Origin of the sequence: Desulfosporosinus sp., assembly GCF_014237355.1 — a bacterium.
In the GTDB taxonomy this organism is placed as follows: Bacteria; Bacillota; Desulfitobacteriia; order Desulfitobacteriales; family Desulfitobacteriaceae; genus Desulfosporosinus.
Window position 1 is genome coordinate 18,457 of record NZ_JABZFS010000065.1, and the last position, 26,323, is coordinate 44,779.

At 41.3% G+C, this 26,323-nt stretch carries 26 protein-coding genes; 8 read left to right on the forward strand and 18 right to left on the reverse strand.

Going from position 1 to position 26,323, the window contains the following annotated elements; translation table 11 throughout:
* Window positions 1-33: 33 nt before the first annotated feature.
* The 3 genes from feoB to HGJ98_RS14490 all read right to left on the reverse strand — a co-directional run bounded on the left by feoB (window position 34) and on the right by HGJ98_RS14490 (window position 3,252).
* Window positions 34-2,118: a ferrous iron transport protein B gene (feoB, locus tag HGJ98_RS14480; RefSeq protein WP_291352117.1), complete on the reverse strand. Its 2,085-nt coding sequence runs from the start codon at window positions 2,116-2,118 to the stop codon at window positions 34-36.
* A gap of 83 nt (window positions 2,119-2,201) precedes the next feature.
* Entirely contained in the window at window positions 2,202-2,468 is a 267-nt protein-coding gene (locus HGJ98_RS14485) for a FeoA family protein (RefSeq protein WP_291352118.1), read from the reverse strand.
* A 127-nt stretch (window positions 2,469-2,595) separates the two neighbouring features.
* Window positions 2,596-3,252, reverse strand: coding sequence for a hypothetical protein (locus tag HGJ98_RS14490; protein ID WP_291352119.1), 657 nt, complete (start codon window positions 3,250-3,252; stop codon window positions 2,596-2,598).
* Window positions 3,253-3,451: 199 nt separating this feature from the next.
* On the opposite strand from HGJ98_RS14490, the gene HGJ98_RS14495 reads away from it, so the two are divergent.
* On the forward strand, window positions 3,452-3,610 hold the full coding sequence (locus HGJ98_RS14495; RefSeq protein WP_291352120.1) for a hypothetical protein: 159 nt from the start codon (window positions 3,452-3,454) through the stop codon (window positions 3,608-3,610).
* Window positions 3,611-3,893: 283 nt separating this feature from the next.
* Here HGJ98_RS14495 and HGJ98_RS14500 read toward each other — a convergent pair whose 3' ends face one another.
* Both HGJ98_RS14500 and HGJ98_RS14505 read right to left on the reverse strand, forming a co-directional pair.
* Complete coding sequence (locus tag HGJ98_RS14500) at window positions 3,894-4,205, reverse strand: zinc-ribbon domain containing protein (protein ID WP_291352121.1); 312 nt, start codon at window positions 4,203-4,205, stop codon at window positions 3,894-3,896.
* 233 nt (window positions 4,206-4,438) lie between these two features.
* A complete protein-coding gene (locus HGJ98_RS14505) occupies window positions 4,439-4,924 on the reverse strand; it encodes an HD domain-containing protein (protein ID WP_291352122.1) in 486 nt (161 codons plus the stop codon).
* Between the two features lie 110 nt (window positions 4,925-5,034).
* Between HGJ98_RS14505 and HGJ98_RS14510 the strand changes: the two genes are divergently transcribed.
* The 3 genes from HGJ98_RS14510 (at window position 5,035) to HGJ98_RS14520 (ending at window position 7,392) form a co-directional block, all read left to right on the forward strand.
* Entirely contained in the window at window positions 5,035-6,015 is a 981-nt protein-coding gene (locus HGJ98_RS14510; RefSeq protein ID WP_291352123.1) for a glycosyl hydrolase family 18 protein, read from the forward strand.
* 183 nt (window positions 6,016-6,198) lie between these two features.
* Window positions 6,199-6,480 (forward strand): late competence development ComFB family protein, encoded by a 282-nt coding sequence (locus tag HGJ98_RS14515; RefSeq protein WP_291352124.1) that lies wholly within the window; start codon window positions 6,199-6,201, stop codon window positions 6,478-6,480.
* A gap of 237 nt (window positions 6,481-6,717) precedes the next feature.
* Complete coding sequence (locus tag HGJ98_RS14520; protein ID WP_291352125.1) at window positions 6,718-7,392, forward strand: Crp/Fnr family transcriptional regulator; 675 nt, start codon at window positions 6,718-6,720, stop codon at window positions 7,390-7,392.
* On the opposite strand, the gene HGJ98_RS14525 is transcribed toward HGJ98_RS14520, so the two are convergent.
* The gene (locus tag HGJ98_RS14525; protein WP_291352126.1) at window positions 7,389-8,246 is read right to left on the reverse strand and encodes a hypothetical protein; all 858 of its coding nucleotides are present in this window, start codon (window positions 8,244-8,246) and stop codon (window positions 7,389-7,391) included. The genes HGJ98_RS14520 and HGJ98_RS14525 overlap by 4 nt on opposite strands.
* A 139-nt stretch (window positions 8,247-8,385) precedes the next feature.
* On the opposite strand from HGJ98_RS14525, the gene HGJ98_RS14530 reads away from it, so the two are divergent.
* Entirely contained in the window at window positions 8,386-10,632 is a 2,247-nt protein-coding gene (locus HGJ98_RS14530) for a DEAD/DEAH box helicase (RefSeq protein WP_291352127.1), read from the forward strand.
* Window positions 10,633-10,708: 76 nt separating this feature from the next.
* On the opposite strand, the gene rd is transcribed toward HGJ98_RS14530, so the two are convergent.
* The 5 genes from rd to HGJ98_RS14555 form a co-directional block, all read right to left on the reverse strand.
* Entirely contained in the window at window positions 10,709-10,870 is a 162-nt protein-coding gene (gene rd, locus HGJ98_RS14535; RefSeq protein WP_007784579.1) for a rubredoxin, read from the reverse strand.
* A gap of 124 nt (window positions 10,871-10,994) precedes the next feature.
* Complete coding sequence (locus HGJ98_RS14540; RefSeq protein WP_291352128.1) at window positions 10,995-11,372, reverse strand: hypothetical protein; 378 nt, start codon at window positions 11,370-11,372, stop codon at window positions 10,995-10,997.
* Window positions 11,373-11,473: 101 nt separating this feature from the next.
* Complete coding sequence (locus HGJ98_RS14545; protein WP_291352129.1) at window positions 11,474-12,166, reverse strand: HAD family hydrolase; 693 nt, start codon at window positions 12,164-12,166, stop codon at window positions 11,474-11,476.
* A gap of 744 nt (window positions 12,167-12,910) precedes the next feature.
* The gene (gene ldhH / locus HGJ98_RS14550) at window positions 12,911-15,085 is read right to left on the reverse strand and encodes an L-lactate dehydrogenase (quinone) large subunit LdhH (protein ID WP_291352130.1); all 2,175 of its coding nucleotides are present in this window, start codon (window positions 15,083-15,085) and stop codon (window positions 12,911-12,913) included.
* Window positions 15,086-15,655 carry a lactate utilization protein gene (locus HGJ98_RS14555; protein WP_291352131.1) on the reverse strand — a complete coding sequence of 190 codons (570 nt, stop codon included), beginning with the start codon at window positions 15,653-15,655 and terminating at the stop codon, window positions 15,086-15,088. It lies immediately after the preceding gene.
* 609 nt (window positions 15,656-16,264) lie between these two features.
* On the opposite strand from HGJ98_RS14555, the gene HGJ98_RS14560 reads away from it, so the two are divergent.
* Both HGJ98_RS14560 and HGJ98_RS14565 read left to right on the forward strand, forming a co-directional pair.
* Window positions 16,265-17,035 (forward strand): tetratricopeptide repeat protein, encoded by a 771-nt coding sequence (locus HGJ98_RS14560; RefSeq protein ID WP_367142736.1) that lies wholly within the window; start codon window positions 16,265-16,267, stop codon window positions 17,033-17,035.
* A gap of 148 nt (window positions 17,036-17,183) precedes the next feature.
* Window positions 17,184-17,351, forward strand: a complete 168-nt coding sequence (locus HGJ98_RS14565; RefSeq protein WP_291352133.1) for a hypothetical protein — start codon at window positions 17,184-17,186, stop codon at window positions 17,349-17,351.
* Window positions 17,352-17,481: 130 nt separating this feature from the next.
* Here HGJ98_RS14565 and HGJ98_RS14570 read toward each other — a convergent pair whose 3' ends face one another.
* Window positions 17,482-19,068, reverse strand: coding sequence for a prenyltransferase/squalene oxidase repeat-containing protein (locus HGJ98_RS14570; RefSeq protein WP_291352134.1), 1,587 nt, complete (start codon window positions 19,066-19,068; stop codon window positions 17,482-17,484).
* 186 nt (window positions 19,069-19,254) lie between these two features.
* Complete coding sequence (locus HGJ98_RS14575) at window positions 19,255-19,707, reverse strand: N-acetyltransferase (protein WP_291352135.1); 453 nt, start codon at window positions 19,705-19,707, stop codon at window positions 19,255-19,257.
* Window positions 19,708-20,002: 295 nt separating this feature from the next.
* On the opposite strand from HGJ98_RS14575, the gene HGJ98_RS14580 reads away from it, so the two are divergent.
* Window positions 20,003-21,418 carry an ATP-binding protein gene (locus HGJ98_RS14580; RefSeq protein WP_291352136.1) on the forward strand — a complete coding sequence of 472 codons (1,416 nt, stop codon included), beginning with the start codon at window positions 20,003-20,005 and terminating at the stop codon, window positions 21,416-21,418.
* Here HGJ98_RS14580 and HGJ98_RS14585 read toward each other — a convergent pair.
* The 5 genes from HGJ98_RS14585 to HGJ98_RS14605 form a co-directional block, all read right to left on the reverse strand.
* Window positions 21,396-22,643 carry a hypothetical protein gene (locus tag HGJ98_RS14585; RefSeq protein WP_291352137.1) on the reverse strand — a complete coding sequence of 416 codons (1,248 nt, stop codon included), beginning with the start codon at window positions 22,641-22,643 and terminating at the stop codon, window positions 21,396-21,398. The two genes, HGJ98_RS14580 and HGJ98_RS14585, sit on opposite strands and share 23 nt — an antisense overlap.
* Window positions 22,644-22,748: 105 nt before the next feature.
* Window positions 22,749-23,822: a P1 family peptidase gene (locus tag HGJ98_RS14590; protein ID WP_291352138.1), complete on the reverse strand. Its 1,074-nt coding sequence runs from the start codon at window positions 23,820-23,822 to the stop codon at window positions 22,749-22,751.
* Window positions 23,823-23,904: 82 nt separating this feature from the next.
* On the reverse strand, window positions 23,905-24,486 hold the full coding sequence (locus HGJ98_RS14595; protein ID WP_291352139.1) for a TetR/AcrR family transcriptional regulator: 582 nt from the start codon (window positions 24,484-24,486) through the stop codon (window positions 23,905-23,907).
* Window positions 24,487-24,640: 154 nt separating this feature from the next.
* Window positions 24,641-25,798 (reverse strand): glycerate kinase, encoded by a 1,158-nt coding sequence (locus tag HGJ98_RS14600; RefSeq protein WP_291352140.1) that lies wholly within the window; start codon window positions 25,796-25,798, stop codon window positions 24,641-24,643.
* Between the two features lie 6 nt (window positions 25,799-25,804).
* Complete coding sequence (locus HGJ98_RS14605; RefSeq protein ID WP_291352141.1) at window positions 25,805-26,140, reverse strand: hypothetical protein; 336 nt, start codon at window positions 26,138-26,140, stop codon at window positions 25,805-25,807.
* Window positions 26,141-26,323: the final 183 nt, after the last annotated feature.

The following is a 26,323-nucleotide window of genomic DNA, read 5'->3' on the forward strand; positions in this document are numbered from 1 at the left end:
AGCAAAACGGTTCACCCCCAACGGGTTTTGTTATTAAAAGCCCAGAACTCTTCCTCCGTGAAAAACAAGCCATCCTATGACGAAACTAAGTATTAGGTTATAGGCAATCCCAAAGCTTGTCCAACCTAGGCTCTTTGACTCCTTATAGGTCGTAACAACTGATGCAAGGCAAGGAATATATAGCATATATACTACCAGAAAGGTATAGGCACCTAAAGGAGTCATGGCCCCAGTCATAGCCTCAGCGATTGACTGGGAAGCATCCGCGGCTACACCGTACAAAATACCTAGTGTGGATAATGTCGTTTCTTTGGCAGTAAACCCAAAAACAATCGCAACCATAATGCGCCAGTCAAATCCTAATGGCTGCCCGATAAAAGCTAACCCCTCACCCATTTTTCCAGCCCATGTGGCATTCATGGGGGCCCCTTGCGGATAAGAGCTTAAGACCCAAACGACTATTGATGCTACCAAAATAAACGTCCATGCTCTTTTTAAGAAGGAATAGGTTTTTTGCCAAGTAGGCATTAAAACATTGCGCAAGGTGGGGATATGGTATAAAGGAAGTTCCATTACAAAGGCTGATCGTTCCTTTTGTTGGACGACTTTTCTTAAAAATAAGGCCGAGAACATAACCAGAAGTAAACTTATTAATAATAAGCTAATCATTATGAGAGCTCCTCGAGAACCAGGAAAAAATGCTGCTACGACAGCGCTCATGACTCCTAAGCGCGGAACACAGGGAATCAAGGGATTTATTAACATGGTAATCAAACGGTCCTTAGGATCCTCCAAAGTTCGTGTAGCCATTATTGCTGGGACATTACAACCAAATCCGGATACTAAAGAGAAAAAGGACTTTCCATGTAATCCCATAAGTTGCATAAATCGGTCACCCAAGAACGCTGCACGGGCTAAATAACCACTGTCTTGCAATATAGAGAAAAAAGCAAAGAATATCGCAATTTGAGGAACAAACGCTAAAACAGCGCCCACCCCAGCAAAGATGCCGTCTCGTACTAAACTCTGAGCAGCCTCAGGCACATGGCTCCACTGTAGCAAACTTACAACGACCTCTGCCGCCCAAGCCATTCCTTCCGATACAGCTCCTCCTAATGGTGCACTGGCAACAAAAGAAAACCAAAATACCAGGGAAATAATAAGGAACATGATAGGATAACCCCAGATCGGAGAAAGTATCCATTTATCTAAAGCATCTGTCCAGGTAGGTTTAGCGGAATTCTCATGCACCCTAAACTCAGGGAGAATCTTTGAAATATATTGGTACTTGGCATCTGCCACTGCCATTTCGAAATGATCCTTGCTCCACCCCTCTATTTCATAAGCCTGGAGCAACTCCTCTCCAGGCAAGGTAACTGATTCTTGAAGTACATATTTGAGCGGATCTCCTGCATCATGGCAGGGATCCTGCTTCTTATTCCTTTGGGAGGACCGAGGGATGCTTTGCCAAGTTTGCCCTATTTCCGGATCTTGTTCTAAACGTTTGATAGCCAACCAACGTAAAGGATACTTTGAAGCCCAAATAGTACCAGTCAATAGTTGTTCCAGTGCCTGAATCCTTTTTTCCAGCTCGTCCGGATAAGGAATTTCATCCCAAACAGATTCACTTTTAAGTTTTCCTACCCGAATAGCCTCTGTTAAGAATTCGTTGATCCCTTTCCCTTTAGCTGCAACGATTTCCACAACGGGAACATTCAATGCTTGCGCTAACCTATTTGAATGAATTGTTATCCCTGCGGACTTTGCTAAATCCATCATATTTAAGCCAATAACAACCCGTGGGGTAAGTTCAAGAATCTGTAAAACTAGATAGAGGTTTCGTTCAATATTTGAAGCGTCAACCATTGCCATAACGACATCTGGCTTTTCGCGGAGAATATATTCGCGTGTAACAATCTCTTCTTGAGAATATGCGGTCAAACTATAGGTTCCTGGCAGGTCGATCAGCTCTATTTCGTCATTATCTCTATGTATCGACCCCGATTTTCGTTCAACTGTTTTTCCAGCCCAGTTTCCTACCTGTTGATTAGAACCCGTTAAGGCATTGAAAACTGTACTCTTCCCTACATTAGGGTTACCTATTAGAGCTATTTTCATGCCTCTACCGCCTCCTCCCTTTAAAGCTAACAATTATGTCCTAGCGGTAAACTTAATTATCTATCAGTACAAAAATCTTTTAATTATCGACTTGCCAATGAGTATTCGATGTGTTCCTGATTATTTTGGGTGACCATAATTTTGGCACATTCTCCACGCCGCATTGCCAAATAGTACCCCTTAAGGCGAAGTTGAAGTGGGCCGCCTAATGGAGCACTACGAACAACTTCCAATTCTACACCTGGAACAATCCCCATATCCATCATACGACGACGCAAGGCCCCTCCGCCTTCAATACGCTCAACACGCGCCCGTTCTCCAGGTTTTAAATCCTGTAAAAATCGTTCCATCGTTCATCCCTCCCTATCAAAATGATTACCATTCTCAAGCTAGACTAAATAATTAACTGAGAATATATCTCATTTAATTATAGAATACTATTCATTCAATTTCCTGTCAATAGAAATTATATAGGTGTCAAATACCCCCATGCTTTTCGAATAATATTCTTACATCTTCGTCGATGAACCGATGTTCTACGCTGTTGATGTCGAACTTAAAGAGTTTAAACATGAACTGCATAATATATCCTAGGGCTATTGACATGATCAAAGTCCCTACACCTACGTAACCGCCTAATAAATAACCAATAAAAAGTGCACTAATTTCAATAGAATTCCGAATAAAACGAACTGACTTATGAGTCTTTTTTGTCAAGGCGATCATTAATCCATCCCGTGGACCTGAACCTAGTCCTGCACCGATGTAGAAATAACTGGCAATGCCGATAATAACCAGTCCCAAAAATATCATGAGTACACCAGAGAAGACTTCATTAACAATCGGAATCAAGTGATTTAGCATGATTAAATCCATAAATACGCCGATAAAAATCATATTAAACAAGGTGCCCCACCCTAACCGTTCTCCCAGCACTACATTAGCTATTACAATAACAACCCCAACGGCTATGGTTGCTTGCCCCATGGTTATGCCAATTAAATAGGTACAACCCTGATGAAAAACATCCCAAGGCGATAGGCCAAGGTTAGCGTTTATTGTCAAAACAATACCTACAGCATATAAGAAAAGACCAATAAATAATCTGATAAGCTTTTGAACCAGGCGTGACATTAAATCACCATAACCTTCCACTCAATAGTAATTCTATAAAATTTCTTCGTTAATAGCTTAGAACTCCTAAATCAATTTGAGTTCAGATAACTGAGGTACATAATTCCTCTACAATATAATCATACTTAATTATAGTACGATACGAGTTTAAATTCTAAAATTTATCTCGCTATATTCAGTTATACAAGGAGGAAGAGCTATGTCATTCCAAGAAAGGCTATCTTCTAAACAGGAAGAAGCCCAGTCATCTAAACCAAATCCCAAAAACTCCCCTATGCCTAACACAACAGGGGAAAATAAAGACGACATTATTTTCACTAAGGATAAAAGCCCAGATGATCTGGAAATTTTAGAGTAATTTCCCCGCTTAACTAACTACTAAATAAATATGGCATCCTTTATCAAGCAAATAGTTAACGTTAGGACTTCTCTACACAGAGGGGTCCTTTTTAAAACCTAATCGATAAGATTTTACAATTTTTCAGGCGTTGAATCGACCATTCATACGAACTTTAGGTTAGGAAGCGTTAAAACGGTCTAAAACGTGTCAAAAGGACCGTCCCCCTGCCATAAAAAGGACCGTCCCCTGTCATAAAAGCAAAAAAAGACCAGGGGTTACCCCCCAGCCTTTTGTGTTCATATTAGTAACGACGCATGGATTGGAAGCAATCTCGACAGTAAACAGGTTTTTCGCCAGAAGGCTGGAAAGGAACTTCTGTTTGTACACCGCAACTTGCGCAGACTGCAGGGAACATTTCCCGCTGAGGGCGACTACCAAAACCGCCGTAATTACTTCGACCGCCACCTGATTGTTGTTTGCGTGCCTGACGACAAGCTGGGCAGCGAGTTGGTTCATTTTCAAACCCTTTTTCAGCATAGAAGTCTTGTTCACCAGCTGAAAATACAAATTCTTGACCACAATCACGACATGTTAGTTGTTTGTCTTGAGCCATTATAAATCCTCCTTATTTGGTGATCTTGTACACGTTGGATCCTCACAAATTATCATCCGTTACACCAAATAAGGTTAGAATATGGATTCCAATTTTAGTTAGGCCCAATTTTAACAAGTACAGGGTCAGTATAGCAGAGGCAATGCTGATTAGCAATTAAATTTTTTCTCAGGCTATTAATAAGAATAATTCACGTTATCAGTATGTAGAGACCGATTACTAAAGATCTCTCCCTAATATGGATAAGGTATTCCCAGGTCCTCTAACGCCGTCTTGAGTCTTGCCATATGAAATGGTTTCATTATATCTTCGCCGTGCCAATGACAATCTAAGACGTCAGCATCCTTAACAATCTCTTCAAGGGGTGTTCCAACCTCATCCTTCTTGGAATGGTTTATGACGGCTTGAACAATTTGATCTTTTACTTCAGCCATATCTTCTTTCTCAGCCAAGAAACTTCGAACTGGACCTTCTCCTTTTGGTGCATGTTCATACTGTCGTCCAGAGATCCAGCGACCCATATCATGAAGGGCACAAGCTAATGCTGCCTGCTCTACGTTTATTCCCCTCTTTTCAGCGAGCATACGCCCAATTTGGGCACAGCTTGTGGCATGTACTTTTTCCCATATGATAGGATAATCTCGTTTACTCGTTTGCACCTCTAATTCATCCAATAACGTAAAAATCTTTTGCAAGTCCCCCATAAACTCCCAATTCATTAAACTTCTCCTCCAAATACTTATTTTACCAATACAAAAAACAAAAATTAATTCTCGTTCCCCTCATATCTTATTCCTAAGAGGATTTGCTACAACGAGGAGGGGTCTGTTTGAATTCAAGTTGGACACCTATTGCACGACGTCTTTTAGACAAACGATTATGGATACTGGGTTATACTGCTGAGGACTTTCAAGGTGACTCTCGAGCCAACGATACACTTTTGCAACAGGGCTCCCGTATCGATGTTTATGCTGATTTTGCGTTTCAGCTAAAGGCTGACGGTCAGTTTACTGGTCAAGTGAATACGTTCCTTCTTCAAGAGGCTGTTAAACGTGGCATCGCGCCTTTTATTCTTTATCACAATTTTAACGGAAAAATCTTTGATCCGATACCCTTAAGGTCTGTTTTATCGTCAACCGCCTCACAACAAAATTGCATACGCCATATGATGAACTCCCTTCCCTCGACTGCTGCTGGTGTTCATGTTGATTTTGAAGGGGTAGAAGCTCCTTATCGTATTCCTTTTCTAGCCTTCCTTGAATCCCTGAGAGCTGAATTACATAATCGTGGTTTACTATTAACCATTGCCATCCCAGCTAAGCGTACGGAGTGGGAAGCACCGGGTTACGACTTTGCAGGAATTGGTCGTCTATGTGATTCCATCACCTTAATGACCTATGACGAACATTACTCAGGAGGTTCCCCTGGTCCAATTGCAAGTTTACCATGGATGACACAAGCACTCGACTATGCTATCCGTTATATTCCCAATGAAAAACTTTTATTGGGTATCCCTGTATATGGGTACGATTGGTCCAGTGAGCCAACCCGTCTCGTGCCAATGCGGGATATTCCGGAATTGATCACTCGAACCAACGCACGACCACTTTGGTCAGACCAAGCAGTTGAACCATACTTTTATTATTGGGCAGGGCGTATTAAACATACTGTATGGTATGAAAATGAACTTTCTGCCAAGGTTCGTTTTGGTTTCATTAAGAGCTACAAATTAAGAGGGATTTCCATTTGGCGCCTTGGATTTGAAACAAGTCGCTTCTGGCAAGAAGTAACAGGCAAAATCAGAAAATAGCTTCTAGCAATTATAGACTAAGAGAGCATCTTCATAAGAGGAGTGCTCTTCTTTCTTAATTTCCAAGCTTCTAAAGCATAATATATAATATAATAATCATATCATTGTTCTTTGGAGTATTAACCCTTATTATTAGACTGATACGGATAATTTAGAAAGATTAGAGGAGATGAATCAATTATTATGTATGATCTCAAAAACCACACAGAAATAGTTGTCCAACATGCACTAGATACCTATCTTCGGAATAATACTCTGAGCTGTTCATGTGAACGTTGCCAGGCTGACATTATGGCACTTGCTTTAAATCGTTTACCAGCACGTTATTACGTATCAACACGTGGTGAGATTATGACCCAATTCACCTCTCAGGCACTTCCAGACCAGACACGTGTCATGGCGGATGTTGTTCTAGCTGCCCAACAAGTCAGCGCTAACCCCTCACACCCATTAGACCAATCTTAAACCTATCCCCAGCATTGTACGATTAGTCTGCATTTATAATGATAATCACTGCAAGAACAGCGACTAAAAACAAGGTAAACACTCGAAAAGGATCATTGATGAGGGATAATACTCGCACTGGAGTCAATTCAATCTCTAGCATATCCATTCCTCCTCACTTCTCTTTCTAGTCTATGGCATTTAACAGACTAGTGAGAATGGGGAGACAATGAATTTTTAGGAAATGAGGTTCAATTAGTGCCTAATGCTGACGACCTTCTTCGCTTTTCTTTATTTTCTTCCTTAAGTTCTGACGATGTTGCCCCTCTTCTTCCTCATATAGTCGAGCGTCGTTACCGCCCTGGGCAACTTTTATATGTCGAAGGTGAGATTGGTTCATCTGTATATTTTGTCCTTTCTGGGCAAGTTAAACTATGTAAATCAACTCCGGCAGGTGAAGAGCAAATTCTTGACTGGTGTGGTCCCTATGAGTGTCTTGCCGAGGTTCTCCTTCTTGAGGCTGGGTCATACCCTTCTACAGCTGAAGTCCTGAAAGACAGTATACTATTAGTGCTTAACAATGAAATAATGCCTCAGATTTTAGAAGCCAATCCTTCCCTATCCGTTGCACTGATTCGAACTTTAAGTCGAAGGTTAAGGCTCGCACAAGAGTTTATTCGCATCTTAACTAATCGTTCGACCACTGGAATCCTTGCTGCGCTTTTTCTCCGTCTAGCTCGACCTGCAACAACTCCAGGACAGCCAATATTTGTTGATGCTTCTATAACTCATCGAGATTTAGCCAGTATGATTGGAACGTCTAGAGAATGTGTCAACCGGGCTATTAATGGTTGGAAGCGATCCGGGATTTTGAAACTAGTAGATGATCGGTTAGAGATCCTTAAACCCCAAGAACTAGCAGAATGGCCTTAATTGAACACCATAGAACTCGTACTATCTGGTCGTTCTAATTGATTAATAATTCGCCAGCATTCCTCCCAGCTAACGTTTGGTTGTCGGCGCCAAAAGATCATCGCTGCCCTGGTCTTTTCGCACTCACGATCGTTGAGCATGCTTTGGCTAGGCATTTTAGCACCCCAAGCATTAATCCATTCTTGATAACAGTGGATTAATTCAGTTGATTGGCTTTTCAGATATCGCATAGTGTAAACAGTTGTCAGCCAATGAATAACTTTGTCTTCACCACCTCTGGCATAGACCTGCCCATCTAAATCAGATCCAGCAACCAAGAGCAACAAGAATAAGAAATGGACCCTTACAGCCTGCTGTAAAGTATCTGGATTAATCTCATATAATTCGGCAAAGCGCCCTAGAGGTTTTAAGAACAGTTTAACAGCGGGATCCCGATAAGTACATATTCCAAAGGCCGCAAGCGGGATTGGGTAAACATCATTCAATCCGCTTTCTTGTAATTGACCCACTAACTCCCGTTCAACTTGAATCAAACGTTGCTCTCTCATAAGAAGCTGATCTGTCGTCTCTTTTAGAAATGATTCAGCTTCTTTAGGTCGTTCTGGCAGGGAATCGGCCCATTCCCGTAAACGAGATCGCCGTGGCATTAGTATTTCAATCATGGAGCCTGTCTCTTGATGCAGTTGTTTAAACCCTTGGCGAACTCGATCAGGATCTCGATATAATCCCCGCATCAACGTTTCAGCAGGTTGGGGAATTTCCATAGATTCCTCGAACCGTACAATAACTTCTCCATTGCGCTCTGGAAACTTGAGCCCCATGGCCTTCTCAATTTCTAATCTTATAGAAGACACATCTGATCCCCCCTAGCCTTGTCTCTTGTTTCATCCTATGGATTCAAGGGATAATTCAGACCATGCCAGACCTAAATTTGACCATTATTCGTTGCTTTGTTAAAATTAGTAAAATGAATCAGAAACGAGCTGACTGCTATTGTCTAAACGAACTTATCACGAAATGGACCTAGATCCCTTCCAGGAAGAAGCACTTGACGCAATCGATGCAGGCAAATCCGTCATTGTAGCAGCACCTACTGGCACTGGGAAAACTCTTGTTGCGGATTATTTAATTGAGAAGGCCATGAAGGATCATTTAAGGGTGATCTATACAGCACCGATTAAGGCCCTTAGCAACCAGAAATTCAGGGACTTTAAAAAGCAGTTTGGAGAAGATGCTGTCGGAATAATGACTGGAGATGTTGTCCTTAACCCAACTGCTCCCCTGCTTATAATGACAACAGAAGTATTTCGGAATCAAGTCATCACTGAAGACCCTAATCTAGAATTTGTGTCGCACATAGTATTTGATGAAATTCACTGGCTAAATGACGAGGAACGTGGAACAGTATGGGAAGAATCGATCATTCTTGCTCCACCAAAAATGAAGATTCTCGGTTTGAGCGCGACAATCGCTAACGCCCGGCATTTAGTGGATTGGATTGAATCCATACGTCATGAAGAAGTTGCTCTTATTGAAGAACACAATCGGGTTGTTCCCCTAGAATACTATTACTATACTAAAGATACCGGCCTTGTCGACTATGATCAACTTTGGCGTTATTATCGTCGAAAACTAAAGGACCGTATCAACGACGATAATCCTTTTGGTCCTACAACTCATTTAGATCTCATACGCACAATTCAGCGTAATCATCTCCCCGCACTTTTTTTTGTGTTTAGCCGAAAACAATGCGCCTTAAAAGCAATGGAGCTTGCAAACATCGCAAATTATCTGCGACCACATGAACGTAAAGTCGTCGAGGAAAAATTTATACATATCTTTGGTCAAGAAATTGACTGGTCATCTTCAACTCGTCAACTCAGACGTTTATGTTCCAAAGGAATCGCTTTTCATCATGCTGGTTTACTTCCCTCACAAAAAGTTGTCGTCGAAGAACTATTTCTTGAAAGGCTAATTAAAGTTCTTTACTGTACAGAAACCTTCAGTGTCGGAATAAATTATCCGGTCAAAGCAGTTTGTTTTGATTCCCTTAACAAATATGACGGACGAAATTTTCGTCCCCTTGCCAATCACGAATTTTTTCAAATGTCTGGGCGAGCAGGACGACGCGGTCTTGATGAAAAAGGATTTTCTTTCGCCATCGTCGATTTAGCATATATGGAAAAAAGCCCCCCGCCTAAATTTCAACTAAACCGACTTGAACCTCTCACCAGTCAATTTAGGCTGACTTATAATACTGTTCTCAATCTCACTGCGACCTTAACTCAAGCACAAATAGAAATTTACTTCCAAAAAAGTTTTTCCGCTTATAGTTATCGATTAAGTTCTGAGCGACTTCATTCCGAATTAGCGCAAATCCAGCAAAAACTCGAAGAAACCCAACATCTCTGCGATGAGGTCGGCTCCTTTACATGTCCAATTAAACACCATCCCAAGCGCAAAGAGCTTGAGAGGCTTAAAAAAGCTTATCATTCCTTGGGTCCCCGTAAGCAATCCCGTGTATACGGGCGGGAAATGGCTCGTAAAATTCGAGCTTGGGAAAAGCTATTATCCCAAACTCCGAAAAGTTGCGACTTCCAACGCCAAGAAAATTGCCATGTTCAAAGTAAATCTTACTTAAAACTCAAACTGCAACAGCAAGAACTTCAAAATGCTGTCGCTGCGCTTCCTGAAGAACATGCCTTTCTTCAGGAATTTGAATACAAGAAGAACCATCTTCGTCAACTTGGCTATTTGCGTGGCGATGAATTATTACCTCGCGGAACATGTGCCAGTCGAATTTATGTTCAAGAACTCTTGGTTACTGAACTAATCTACTCTGACGTTTTCCAGCAGTTGGATGATGACCAACTGAACGCCTTGATTTCCAGCATTGACTTTGAAGCGAGGAAAAACGATATGTTTCATCGGACAACAGTCTTTGATTCAACACCCGTCAAAGAAATTGTTGAATACATTCAGAGTATTTGTGGGCAAGATTCAGTGAGATATGACCCACGCGTTGCAGGTATCACCCATGCTTGGAGTCAAGGCAGTACCTTTGTCGAAGTCCAAGCCCTTTGCAACTTAGATGAGGGAGATATCATTAGCGTGTTTCGACGAACTATTGATCTTATGCGCCAAATGAGGGAGGCTGTTAGCGATTCTGCCCTTCGTAACCGCCTAAAAGCATGTATGGATAAACTAGACCGAGATGAAGCCGCCATTATGGAACTATAAAGGGAAAAGCTCAACGCTTTTCCCTTCTCTATGAAAAAATCTAAAATTGTAGTTCAAGACATTCGACCCTATAGGTTTATTCGGAAACCTCAAACATATCTTTGCCTACGCCACAAATCGGACAAACCCAATCTTCTGGGATATCCTCAAAAGCAGTACCTGGAGCAATACCCGAATCAGGATCCCCAGCCTCAGGATCGTAAATGTAACCGCAAGCTGTGCAAACATATTTTTTCATTCTTATTACCTCCATTTTTTCTAAGACTATGTATAACTTATTTTAGCATTTTTTCTCCTGATTAGCTAATTCTCCCCAGCCGAATTAACAAATTTCAATCACTAGTTTACTAAACACATTTACACTAACTTATGAATCCTGTCTCAAAGGATATATTGTAATTCTTTAAAACATATCTTCGAAAGTCCTCAGCACATTGGCAAGATTCTTGATGATCACAAAAACCCACTTCTAACTTACCAATGAAATGATGGTGAAGAATATAAACATTCACATACAAATGACTGACTTTCTCGTTTAGAGCAAGATAATGCTTAACAGTGATATAAAACAGAGTAAGCAGAGCGATACTTATAAACATCCCGATCATTGGAAAAAGCCAAGGAATGATTAGGGCTGACAAACCAAGCATTAACACCATAGTCATTCCGATTTTTTCCTGCTGTTTAGCGAGTTTCCACTCGTTATATCGACCTAGAAATTCATAAAACAACTGAGCCATACGCACTGACGGAAACGGCGGATTAGGTTTCCCCTCCGTTTTGTCATTGACGTACTGGCAAAGTACACCCACTTGTATCCTTCCTTTCAAGTTAAACTTCTTCACAGGCTCCCTTGACTAATAAGCTGAAAGAGATCATCGAGCTGGCCAGCATAATCTGTTTGAATCTCTGTATCTCTCGACCCAACTAAAAACGTCTTCATGCCTAACTCTCGACAGACCATATCATTGATGTGTGGGGTGATCATAAGGCAATTTTGAGGCCTGACTCCTAGGTTTTCCGCTACCTCTTGAAAAAACCCGAGGTGTGGTTTTGAAAAATGTACGTTATCTAAGGTTGCAATAACTTTAAAATGTTCAGGGGTAAGACCGGACCAACGAATTTCTTCCTGTATTGCAATTAACGGCATGAGCGGATTGGAGACTATCGCCGTTAAAAAGCCTTGTTGAATAGCAAATTCCACTACTTTAACCCATAGTGGATTGGCTTGAACGAGGCATCGTAAGGCAGGAAAGTCAGAAATGTAAAATTCCTCAAATATAGGCTTTAAGACCTGTACAGACTGCCCAGTGGCCTTAGAAAAGTCCTCAAAAAATGCTTGTATGACTGTTTGTTCAGGCTTAGGTTCTTTTTGAATAGTTTCTAAAGATTTTAATAATTGTTTAGAAAACTTATCCGGCGAAAGAAGGTGTGCAAATCGTGGTGCTAAGATTCCAAGGTAGTTCTGAACGAACTTTGCTGTATCAAGGTTTGTCAATGTTCCCTCTATATCAAAGAGAATTGCTCGGATCACAATGTTGTCCTCCTAATTGAGGTCTCAAGCACAGAATTCTTCGTTGTTCTGGCCCTGTAGAATTAATATTCTCCTTTTTCTTCGAAATTCCTTCTAGTCTTAGAGATGTTACAGTCAATCAACTATTAATATTCCCAGCTCTGCCAACATAATTCCTATCCATATTCACCTGACTCAAACGGGAAATTTTAAAACTATCGGAAAACCCGTAGGAGCAATTCATGTATTGCCCTACAACGCAAAAAAGGTCCCAGAAGAGAAGTTCTCCTCTAGGACGCTTAACAACTCAGTTCTTGCTACGACCCACTCTTAAACAGAGGTGCAATCCCTGAGGCAGCCCTCCCTAGTATGCTGCAGGCACATCGGGAGGGCCATTTTGTATGAGGCCTCAGCTTAAGGATCCCCATTTCATGTCATAAAAACGCTTAATTTAGACATTCTTAAAAGGTATAGACTAGCTGCGATTCGTTCTTACTTCTAAATCATAACTATAAATTAGTGACTGTCCCTTTTAAAACACTAAATAATAAAACGTCAATTCTTAAAAAATGGTTTACCCTTCTCTGCCTCTCCTCTCTCGCTAAACAACCTTTCCCTCTAATGCGATTTCGCTCGCTTTCGTGGCAACACATTGCCTACTTCCTTTGGTAATGGTTGTCTGCTACCCTTTACTTACTTCTTGGTTTGACCTGGAAATTCCTTGGCAGAAAAATAGTATTTAAGCACAAATATTGTTGAATTAAATTACTTCTTTTTACTCTTATTTGTCTTTGCGTTTTTCCGCTTTTCTAAAAGAAGTTCTGCGGTGTGTATAACCTTAACGTTTGGATTATGCTTATCGAGGCCACCTGAAATCTGCATTAAACATCCTGGGCAATCAACTACGACAACATCTGCACCCGTCTCATCAATATTAGCTAGTTTACGATCCAGGATAGGTCCGGATAGCTCTGGAAATTTTATGGAGTAGGATCCGGCAAAGCCACAACACCGATCGGATTCTTTCATTTCAATGAGTTGAACTCCTGCGGTATCAGTCAATATCTTTCGTTGTTCCGCGTAAACCCCCATTGAGCGTTTCAAGTGACAGGAGTCGTGATAAGTAATCTTAAGGGGAATTCCATCTCCTCCTGGAGTTAGTCCACCAAGATCAAACAACAACTTGGAAAAGTCTTTAGATTTTCGACTTAACTCTTCCGCACGAGCTGCTAATGCTGGATCATCTTGAAGCAGCTCTTTGAAGCTTTCTTTAAGCGCGTGGGTACAGGTCGGACATGCTGAGACAACATAATCCACCTTTTCAGCCTCTAACGCTTCGATATTCATAATTGCACACTTACGTGCATTATTTCGATCTCCCATATAAGTTGCTGGAGCACCGCAACAGGATTGTCCGTCTGGGAAGACAACCTCGTATCCTTTTTCATTAAAGGCACTGATAACTCCTTCTCCAATCTTTGGATAAACAAAATCAATCAGACAGCCTGCATAAAGGGCAACCTTTCCTTTAGGATTCTTAACATCCTGTTTTATAGTTTTAATGACATCTCTGAAGGGAACCTTAGCTACAGCCGGTAAACTCTTCTTCTCAGTCAGCCCTGAGAGGAACATTGGTAAGTGACGAATAACTGGCTGTCCTTTGGTAAACGGCTTTTGCGCGACAGAAGCTACACGTAACAGAGAATGGAAAAGCCGCCGATTAGACACTACATCCAGTGCAAATTTTTGCGTAAAGGGTAGTCCTTCTTTTTCTCCCATACGGTTACGTAACTCTAGAATCATTTGAGGAATATCTAATTTTCCTGGACATACTTCAGAACACTTACCACATTGCAGACAAAGATTTTGAGGATTCTGAGCATCTTTTTCAGAGTTCACAAAATTAGTTAGGATCGTCCCGATGCCACCAGTATAAATATGCCCATAGACATGCCCACCTACGAGTTGGAATGCGGGGCATACATTTAGGCAAGATGCACAGCGGATACACTGAAATGTCTTCTTAAACTTCTCATCGTTATACATCTTACGTCGGCCATTATCCATTAGAATAATGTGGAATTCTTTGTCTTTAATTGTGCCGTCGGAATAATATGCAGGCGTAGGACCCGTTACCATACTCACATAGCTAGTTATTTGCTGACCCGTTGCACTTCTGGGAAGTGCTTGAAGGATATGGGTTGCATCTTCGAACTTTGGAACAAGTTTTTCGATACCGACTAAGAATACATGAGTCGGAGGCAAGGTAGATGTTAAACGACCATTACCTTCATTTGTCAGCATCATTAAAGTCCCTGTTTCGGCGATTGCCATATTAGCGCCGGAAATCCCCATATCAGCCTCAAGAAAGGATTTTCTAAGCTCTGTTCTGGCCGTTTTAACAAGTTCAGCAATTACTGGTTGGTTTAATCTATTCAAATGACCAGAAAAAACATCGGCAACTTCTTCTTTAGTCATATGAATTGCAGGCATAACCATGTGGGAGGGATGTTGACCAGCTAACTGTACAATCCACTCTCCCAGGTCAGATTCCTGTACTTCTATTCCTTCAGACATCAATGTTTTGTTAAGTAAGATCTCCTCTGAAACCATTGATTTTGACTTTACTACTTTTTTCACGTCTTTTCGTTTAGCTAACTCGAGAATATATCGTTTTGCATCTTCTCCAGTGGCTGCACGGAATACTTTAGCCCCTCGTTTTGTTGCTTCTTTCTCAAATTGATCAATCATCTCGTCCAAATGGCTAGCTGCATATGACTTAACTTGCGCAATATTGTCGCTGATTTCTTTAAAATTATACCCTTCATAAGCTTTTTCACGAGATATGACATAGGCATCTCCAAAGCGCCCCAAAGCTCCACGTAAGACGTCATTACCAAGTGCATCCGAAATTTTCTTTTTAAACTGTTTGTCTGCCATTTAAGCCGCACCTCCTACTTCCTCATCTACAAAGATAACAACCAGTTGTTTGGGCCCATGAACCCCAATTGTTAAAACCCTCTCAATGTCTGAAGTTCTACTAGGACCCGTGATAAACCCAACAAATCCTGGGATTTCAGGAAGAGCATGCAGAGTGGCCATGGTTTCTTTCAGGGTTGGAATTATACTAGACGTCGATACTAGTGCAATATGGATTGGAACAAGTGTCGAACATAAGCGCTGATTGACATCAGAATCTGCTTGAACGAGGGTTCCAAGTTCAGCTATGGCATAGTTAACTTGCGTGATACCCGCTTCTGCATCTGGGGTTACCGCACGAAAATTATCTGTGTAAACAGTTAGACCTTTTCCACCAATTAACTCGGAGAAATTCCCTTTTTTCGAGATAGAGGCATCTAAGAGTGCGACATTTTTAATTCCTTTTTCTATCATAACCTTGCAAACAAGTTCTCCTGCTTCTGTTGAAGTGTTGACACGATAGCATTCACCAGATACTGCTTCTAATTTTGTTTTAAATCGTTCGTATAATATACTTTGGTCATCTCTCATACGGACTTCCCCCTAATGTATTATTCTTAATAATATTATTCCTACGTGGTCAGACCATCATGCCACTTTTATTTATTTTAAGTCATAATTCAAGAAATTACAATTACTTTCTCTAACCAAAATTTTAAATATTATGATTAATAATTTGGATCCTAGTTAGGAATAAATCCATTAAACGAGGATACTTACCCATGTTTTATGAGGATTGTACCACAAGGGTAAGGATGAGCTGTTCTACTAAAATTTACAAATTGATTTTCGACAAACTTTGCGGTATGTTTAAATAAGTAAAGTCTAGTAGTTAAATCTTCTAGGTTTTGCGCATAAAGAGGATTTCCGGACGCGGAAATCCTCAAAACTCACTTCCACCAGACTATCCTACGTGTGCAAATTAGCCCGTCTCTTTATAATACTTATGTACTAACCATGTATGCCCCTATACGGTAGTCGCCGAGAAATAAGTCCAAGAGATTCCTAAGATGAAGCATTCTGTGACAGAATGCTTTTTTTATGTTTAAGCCTGAAGTATGTTCGATTATTTATGACGGAGTTATGTTCTAATTACCGTGTTATTATCGTATAGATTACTGAGGGGATAGAATGCGAGTTATGCGATACGATCCAGAAATACTCTATGTTCATAAATTATGCTTCTTTATGTTCTTATCAACCTTTACCCTGCTCGCTACGGCAATCGTTACTTGGAACTTTGATATTCCTAGCGGGCTCAAAGTTCTAGCTGCGGGGCTAGGCCTTTCCTATATTGTCATGGTTCTAAAGAAAGATTTCAATCCCCCTGAAACGAAATTGACCGCTAAACGTATGGCTCACACAATTTTACAAGACACCAGCCCTCTGTCCATCGCTCGTTTTGCAAGTCAGCTTTATTATTACTTCCATGAACCTGCTCAAGCAATTTCACTATTAGAAAAATACCTTCCCAGCCAAGATCCTCTTATCTGTACGACACTAGGTGACATCCTCCTTAAAGAAGGTAAAGCAAAACGGGCACTCTATATTCTACGAGATAATCCTTTTGCGTTAGTTGATCCGCTTCTTTTAGCAACTCAAGGTCGTGTTCTGAAACATATCGGTAAAATTCCCGAAGCTGCTCGATTATTCGAACGAAGTTTATCTCTCTCAAAACGGGAAAAGTTCCCTAAAAGCAGTTCCAACTGGATCACTCAAAAGATACTAACGATTAGCTATATAGCCAATATTCATCATAGGCTTGCAGATTGTTATATTATCCTTGACGACATTACCCAAGCAAAAAAGCATTACAAAGCAGGTAATCGACTTCTTCTTGATATATCTCTTTGGCGTCGATGCCCACCTGTTCCTATCGATTCAACAAAAAACCGCAAAAATACTTATTAGTTCTTCATTCTTTTCCCTTTTGCCGCTAATCTTTACGCCCTATTCCAACAGCTTTTTTAAGGAAAGTTTTCTATAATAAGAATAAAACTTATATGATATTGCAAAATTGGACAAGACTAACCCCGAGTTCTGAAATGGAGGGTGAAAAATGCTGTCAACACAAACTGACGAGGTTTTGGGATTTATCCGTGAATTTGAAGTATCTTCTCGTGATTATCTCCTCTCCAAGGGCTTGAGTGAATCCGAGATGAGAAACGCCTACCTTGATTTACAATGGGATTTCCTACATACAATACTTAAAAATATTAGTCAGTAACTCATTCAGCCGAGCTAATTATCGAGACTTCGGCAACAAACGTCTCAACCTTTAGGGTCATAGTAAGATGCAAACAAGAGCCTGTTAGATGGCTCTTGTTTATTATTGTTTAATTAAATCGCTCATAGAATCACCTAAAAAATGACGCTTTATATAGTCGTTGATAACGCTGTAATGCTCTAATAGCTGTAAGTCCCGTTGTTAATGGTTCCTCATAATTCCATCCCTTGGCATAGATTCCTCGATAAGAAGGTTCAAATGAACCATTCCTGTTCTGTAACATAAGAAGGTTTAGAATTCCATTATTCAGAACTTCTTTGGGGATAATTCTAGCATAACGCCATAACCCTGAAATAGCTAAGCCGGTTTCAACAACAGACCCCCAGCCCCCATCACTGTTTTGTGTTTCTAACAGAAACTCCTGTGCTTTCTTTCTAGCACCTAATATATGACGTGCAGTGTTCCATCGTTCCCAACTAAATTTCCACTTACTAAACAATTCCAAGGCCTGTGCAGTACTATAAACCGATCCCTCGAACCAAGATGCCGGAAAAGCGCCTTGATTATTCTGCTGAGAAAGTATCCAATTTAGCCCATGCCATATTCGTTCGTCTTGAGAACGCTTACTACGCCACAATGCCTCTAAAACGTGAATGCTAACATCCACACTCGGTATATACACTGGGAATTCTGAAGTAACATTAGGGGGAATCCCTTGAAAGCTAGGAAACGTACTCCAGCTTCCATCGTCATTTTGTAATCGCTCAAGAAGGTGGACCCCCAGCTCATTACGCTCCCCAGACACCTGATGCAAACCGATCAAGGCAACTGCCGTGTCATCCAAGTCGGGGTGGGTGTACGGTGGTGTGCTCCCATAACTACCATCATCATTTTGTGCTCTTTTCAGCCACTCGATCCCCTCTTCCAGCCACGGGATCTCTGACGGGTTCCGGGTTATCTCTCCAAAGACGCTGACCGCCCAACCCATTGCCCATATTTTTAGTTGGTCAAAAGCAGGCCATCCACCACTTGGATATTGTTTCTGTAATAACCATTGCCCAGCCCTTTGAGTTTGTTCTTTGTGAAGTCCATTGTTCATCATAGCAAGAATGGCCATACTCGTTGCAATAATATCTTCTGCCCAAGATCCGTCCTTCATTTGTGTTTTCACAAGATATTGAAGTCCTTTTTGAATCCCATCTTGTGAGTTGGAGGCTAGAATTGATGCTGCAACAACAACCGATCTACCGTATAGTGGTAACTTAGTTAAGATCCTATCTTCAAGAATCGTGGGAAGCAATATTTCTTCCGGTGTAGGCCCTTCCAGGCCAGGAACGACTCTTTGCCCTAATGATAAAATCACTTGAGAAAATTGCCTCACTTGAGACAAAAGTCTAATTTTAGCTCTCCATCCGCCTTGACTTCCCATCAGGACCATTTTTACTATTTGGGTTATCTCTTCATCCGGTTTATCACCCGGAAATTTACCCCATCCTCCATGATCCTGCTGTTTCAGCCATTGTATGCCTTGATATTGTGCATTCTCATACCCTTTACCAACCGCGAGAAGCGCAAGAGCAGCAAGGGCTGTTGCCCCTGGGCTGGGAGAAACACTATGGGCTTCGTCAACCTTACCTGACAAAATCTGTTCTACACCCTCGGATACATAACAACGTGCTTGGTCAAGACATTCTTGAACTTCTTTTCTAAGCTCCATAGAATTCTCTCCATCTTCATATTTAGCGCATGCCATAGTATTAACTATGTTATCAAGCGGTAAATTGTTCCATAAAAAAACTTGCCCAACCTTAAAGGTTCGGCAAGTTGCTTCCATATCGGCATTTGACCGCTTTCACTTGATCCAAGCGAAGAGATTTCGAGGCTATGAAGTCTAAAGAAAACGCTAAAGTGTACGACTTACAGCAATTTCATCACAATTTGGAAACTTGATACAATTAATACACTCAGTCCAAACCTTCTGGGGCATTTGGTCTTTACTAACTTCTTCGTATCCACAGTATTTGAAGAACTCTGGCTGGTAGGTGAGAGCAAAAACTTTTGTACAGCCTAGTTCCCTTGCTTCATCTTCAAGTGTTTTAACAATTTTCGATCCAATCCCTCTTCTTTTGTATTCACTAGCAACCGCTAACGCTCTTATCTCTGCTAAGTCACTCCAAAGAATATGGAGCGATGCAACTCCCACTAGTTGGTCATCCATTTCTGCCAGCAGGAACTCGCGAATGTTTTCATAAAGCATATTTCTTGATCGGGGAAGCATGAGCCCTTGTTCTGCATTACTATTAATCAATGACATCATAGCTTCTACATCCGCTATTCGTGCCTTACGCAATTTCATGTTAAATACTCCTTTTATAGTTTTGCATAATTATACACCATAATTTATATTTCTGCATATCCCTTTATACTGAAATTTTTGTTTCACTTCAAGTTTCTTTTGTTCTCTTGATCTTATTTGTCGGATTTTGAACTATTGTTTTCTAAACATATGTTTTAATAATCGAGTTTATTAGCCACTTGAAGCCTATCTCCCAAAATTTAACTATCTTCTTTTTCTTACAATTTTTTGCGACTTTTTATGGTAAACTTGTCAGTGGGTTGTTCTTAGAAGTTTTTGGAAGGAGATTGTCAATTTGGTTCCTCTAAAATTACGATTACGTTCTTTAGACCGACAAATTGTTTTTATCGTTTTGTCTCTTATTCTCATTACAACCATTCTACTATGTGATATATTCTCAATTCCCAACTCCTTGAGCATTACGCTAAAATTCCTTCCGCTTATCACTCTTATTATTTGGTTTGAACTGTGGTTCCATACTTGGGGCAAAGTATGGATCCTAGCCGCAACTCTTTTCACAGTTGCTTCACATATTAACTCTGCCTTTCCCTCAGGCCCATTACTTATAGGTCATTTTATCTTCCTACTTGTAATGATGTTTCTCTTTGACCGAAGAGAAAGACAAAAAAGGGTACTTCATCAGCGTCACCTTAAAACTATGCAGGCTCTGTTGCGACAAAATCCTCCCTTAATTCAAACCGTTGATTATACCCGTGAAGCGGTTATCTTATTGGATAATTCCGGTTCAATTATTGAACTTAATTCGGAATCCTCCTTTTTGTTATCACTACCCGAATCCAGCTTAATTGGCAAACCTATATTTGATGTTCTAGGTATTTTGCCAAACTTTCAACCATCGAACATTCCGGAAAGTGGTGAATTTGCGTGGAAAACGCAAAAAGGAGGTACAATCCTGATAAAATTTCGTACTCGGCCTTTACTAGACGACGATATTCCATCAGGCACACTCATAACACTTTTTGATATAAGTGAGGCCAAAAGACGTTTGGAAGCTTCTATGCAAATTGAAAAACTTTCGATCATAAGCCAAGTCTCTGCAGGTTTGGCACATGAAATTAGAAATCCCTTGACGACCATTAAAGGTTTCATGGAACTAATAACCCCTGAACAATGGCCAAAATCATTTCGGCCTTATCAGGAAATAATTCTCGATGAGATCCAAACCATTGAACAATTACTCAACAATTTTGTCCTCTTAACAAATCCTACTGCGCCTCAGGTAGTGAGACTTGATCTCATAGAAGAAATCTCCTCAATTATTCTAACGATTCAGCCTATGATTCGGAAAAGCGGAGTCACCCTTGTTCTTGAATTTCCCTCTCATTCTGTCTATGTTATGGGCGACCGTGAACAGCTTGTTCATGCGCTTTTATCAGTCCTTAATAACGCAATTGAAGTTACTCCTAAAGGAGAAAGGGTTATCATTCGTTTAACAGAAGAAGAATCCTTTGTTAGGATAAGTATCATAGATTATGGTCCGGGTATTCCGGAAGACCTACGCACCCGAGTTTTTGAGCCCTTCTTTAGCACTCACAACGAAGCTATTGGATTGGGGCTAACCATTGCTCAACAGATCATCCTCAGCCACCAAGGCAAGCTTCATTTTTCTGAGTCCTCCTCTTCTTCGGGGACCGTGGTAATGATCGATTTTCCAAGTTTATCAAGCATCACAAATACCCTTTCTGCATAAGTGAATGATTCAGATGATTGCTTTGACAATTAAGTTGATAAATACCCTTATCCTGCCAGTCTTCTGGTAAAGTCCAGATTGGAAACTTATCCACATCATTTAACCAACAATAACAACGCCTAAGCTCTTCCTCTTTATTAAGTGTTGTTAGCCAGTGTATACGCCCATCCCAAGCTAAGGGATTCCCTTGATTATCTTTGGCACCCACCAAAAGCAGGCTTCTTTCTAATACAGATGCCAACAAGATACTTCGGGCAGCTCTTAGGAGGGGTTTATCAAAAATTGGACATACCACGCTTAATTGTCCATTTCCATGATAGTAAAACCATTCTTCCAAGTCAACTACTGCATTTTCACTGCGGTCTTTTGCTATCCAAGGCCATGGCCATGGACTTCCCCAGAGTAATTTTAGTGCTCCGTCACCCTGATGAAGGACCAAAGTAAGGAGATCTTGAGGACGAAGTTTACCCTCTCGCTCCAGTGATTCAAGATAATTTAATATCTCAGAAATCGTTTCACAAAAATCAGGGTTTAAAGATCCCGAAGAATCTACCCAGCCCTGTTTTTGCCATTTCATAATTAATTCCGTTTCCTTAAGCCATTTGACTTTACTTGTTAGTTCAAACTTTTTACCCTTGCGCCGCACTTCAGCTATTTCAAAGTTCCCCCAAAAAATGCTAATGGTCTGATTTTTAATAACTATACGAACGTTTCGAGAGGTTAACTGGTTGAAAAACTCGTTCACGGTCATTAATTGTTGCCTGGCAACAGGATTTAAACCTACTCCCCAACGCTTCCAATCGGCTCTTTCTTCTCCTATGGCATATCGCGGCCCACGTAATGCTTGCTTCTCGGGGATGGGGTATAGACTTGGAGTTAGTTTTTCACGCCAGTATACTGCTTTTGCATTGATAGTCCCTCCTATTTTTGAGAGACCTGATAAAAAGGATGTAGAAAAATCCGGGGCTACATAATAGATTACAGTTTTTGCGCCATTGCTTAGCCGATGCCCCCATAACAGACCTGCAAGAAGGAATTCTTCTTCACGATTTATTGAGGTACTGGCAATAATGCCTACTCGTAAAGTCGTCTCTCCACCCATAAAATAATTATACTGAAGTGGAAGACGACTGGCTTTCTTTTTGTCTTCTGGGTACTCTTTCCAATCCTTAGCTATAAATACATCAGGATGAGTTTCCCAGATTATGTTCCAGGTAATACTCAACAATGACCCTCCCTTAGCTTTTCTCCATAAGGATGTTTACGCGCTAAGTACGAAGATCATGACAAATATATCAAGAATGGTGTCAGATTATTCATAATTCTTATATTAGAGCCCGCCTTGCCACCTGCGAACAATATCTAAGGTTTCCGTAATCGGCAACGCGTTCCGTATATGCCCATCTCGTCCTTCCATCGTTCGGGCTAAGAACATAGAGTTCCAAATGCTTTCAGCGCTTGCCTCAGTCACAGCTCTGAAGAATTCATCTAATTCCCAGTCTGATAAATAATTATTCGGACTGCCAATATAGGTGCTGACCATCAAACAAAAATCCCCGCTTCCTGTCATGGAGATTGACCCAGTCCGAGCCATGCCCAGGTTGGCCCGTCCTGCAAGTTGCCTTAATTGCCAGCGTGATAAGGGAGCATTCGTAATCCCCACAAGAATTAACGAACCTGGGATGTACCCTGATGCTTGCTGATCTAACAATTTTCCTACTGGAACTCCCACCAAGAGAAAATCACGCAAAACTCCAAAATTCGCCAAGGCAAGCATGCCTAATACAAAACTACGCCCACTTTGATCTTGGACAAGGCGTGATGAACTCCCGATTCCTCCTTTCATATGGAAACAGGACATTCCGACTCCTGCTCCGACATTTCCCTGCTCTATGGGGCCTTTAGCAGCCCGTTGGAGTGCTAGTATTGCATCCCATGGCTTAACATGGCGTCCACGTATGTCATTTAGATAGGAATCGTCACACTCCATAACAACGATATTTGGAGTTCGTGCGTCATTTCCTATCTCTGGATTTTGCTGTAATAAATAGGTGATTACCCCATTAGCGACGTCATTTACACTAAGAGTATTCGTCAATAAAATAGGAGAGTTTAAACTACCCGTCTCTTGTATGTAGGGTACCCCCAGTGACTTTCCGTACCCATTCATAACCTCAATTCCCGCGCTGCAAGGTTGTCGGTATAAGTTACCGGTTCGAGGTAGTATGGCTGTTACTCCCGTCCTAACAGGACCCTTTCCATGAGGAAGCAACGGCCCAACCCCTTGGATTAAGGATACATGACCTACTCGAACCCCTGGTACATCTGTAATATCGTTATTTTTACCTACAGGCATTTGACCCATCCAAAGTCCTAAGTCCCTCGGAGTCCTTCTTTTTTGCATCAAAAACCCCTCCGTTGTATCTTTATGGAAAACAACAGAGGGATATGAGCAAATCACCATTTTTCCTAATAATCATTTATCGTTAGGCTTCCCACTTCTTTTCTGATAGTCCGTCAAGAAAGACCGAGAGGGCATGGTTCAACTCTTGATGCAAATCTCCCGTACCTGAAACATACCAGCGGATAAAATGCTGGATCATCATCCCTTCCAAGCTTTCTGCTAAGAATGCCGGATCGAACTCACGGCTGATTTCACCATTTTGTTGTCCAACACTTAAGATAGCTAATAGACCATAATGCAGGCTCATGTCATAATCTGCACCTTCGCGACTCCTGACTGTAACCCAAGCAATTTCACGATCTTTGGTCATAAATTCAGCCCAATCTTGAAGTAGGGTTCCTAATCGCTGCCTTGTCCCTATACTTGGCTTATGGCGCCCCAGGTTAGCAAGATTTTGCCAAGATCGTCGAGAAAATTCCATAATAACGGCTTCTTTTGTAGGAAAATAGTTATAGAAGGTTCCTTTACCCACATCAGCCTGCTGGGTGATCTGTTCAACAGACGTAGCTGAAAACCCTTGCAAACGAAAAAGCTGCATAGCATTGGAGAATATCTTCTCGCGAGTTTCATTTTTCTTTCGCTCTCTACGAGACAACTCCGTCACTTTAAATCCCCCTTTGAGTGGCAATGTCAAGCGACATTAAACCTACCCTCACTCATAGAGGTGAGGGTCTTGGAATACATAAAAACTACCTACTCATCTATTCTACGTATTCCATTTTTTTCCTTCTCAAAAGAGGTAAATCAGAAAATTTTTACTACTTGCTATGAATCCCAACAGAATCACGTCCGAGTTTCCAGACTGAAATAACCCTCCAGACTGCTCGTTCTAATTGCTCTTGAGCTTTTGTGAATGCTTCTTCTAAGGTAGCTGGTCCTTCTGAAACACTGAAACAACACAAGATCCCTTGTTTTGAAAGAAAATTCGGAGGGCCCTCCACAGATCCCGATATAACCAGTACTGGAACATGATATCTTTTCGCTAAAGCTGCAACCCCAACCGGTACTTTGCCGTAGGCTGTCTGAGAGTCAGTCTTCCCTTCACCCGTAAGCACTAAGTCCGCATGTCTAATTTTTTCATCTGCATTAGATACTTCTAACACAATTTGCGATCCCGGTCGCAATTGTGCCCCTAAGAACCCAACGGCTCCTGCACCAAGTCCACCTGCAGCACCACCACCAACTAATGCAAGCAGGTTTGTACCAGCAACCGTGCTCAGACATTCCCCTAATTGCTGTAAAGCCGCATCTAGTTCCTGGATATCTGCGGGACTTGCACCCTTTTGCGGCCCATAAACAGCACTGGCACCTTCTGGACCACAAAGCGGATTTTGAACATCACAAGCCACTTCAATTTTGACGTTTGCCAGAAGGGGATTTATTCCTGACATATCTATGTTAGCGAGTTTTGCAAGTGCCGCTCCTCCAAGTGATAATTCCTTACCATGGGAATCCAATAACTTAACTCCTAAAGCGACAGCAAGACCTGCTCCACCATCATTCGTCGCACTTCCTCCAATACCGAGGAGAATCTTATTCACACCGCGTTCCAGGGCATCTTTAATCAATACACCGGTTCCATAAGTAGATGTTAAGCGAGGATTTTTTTCTTCATCCCTTAAAAGGGTTAATCCAGAGGCTGCCGCCATCTCAATGATTGCGGTCGAGCCATCATCGATCAGACCATATGATGCCTCTAGTGGGCGACCCAGAGGGTCTGTGGTATTGACTTTTATTTCTACTCCACGAACTGCGCTTAGTATCGCTTCTACGGTACCCTCTCCGCCATCTGCCATTGGGATCATATCGATTTCACATTCCGGATAGACCCTTTGAACCCCCTGACACATAGCTTGAGCAACATCTAAGGCTTTTAGACAGCCTTTGAACGAGTCTGGTGCAATGACAATTCTCACATAGTTTCACTCCTTAGACTGAGCACGTCGCCCAAAATACATTCCAACGTTCATAATAACTACGAGGCTTACAAAATCTAGAACAACCAAAATCCAGCTATCAATGGGAAAATCTACAAGGCTAGCGATTAGATAGGATAAAAGATTAAAAATAAAGGCTGCAAGGTAGGCAATCCGTAGATCCTCATGCTTTGGACGATACCCTACCAAAAAGCCGAGGGGGTAAAACAACGAAAAATTAAAGGCTAACTGATTAAATATGCCACCCGTAACAAAGAACTCCCCCCAAAAAATAAAAAGAAAACTTAATATAAGTTGATAGCGCCAAAAAGCATAATTCATGCGTTCCTCCTAAAATGTTGACCCTTTGCTTGTCCTAAGTTCTTAGCTTAGGCGCTCAGTGGAGTCTAGCCTCTACTAAATTGGGGAGAGAGTTACACTCCCTCCCCATACCGATACTATAGAACGTATACTATAGTCGATTAGACCTCATAGTCATAGTTCGACACCTCACATCCTACCAAG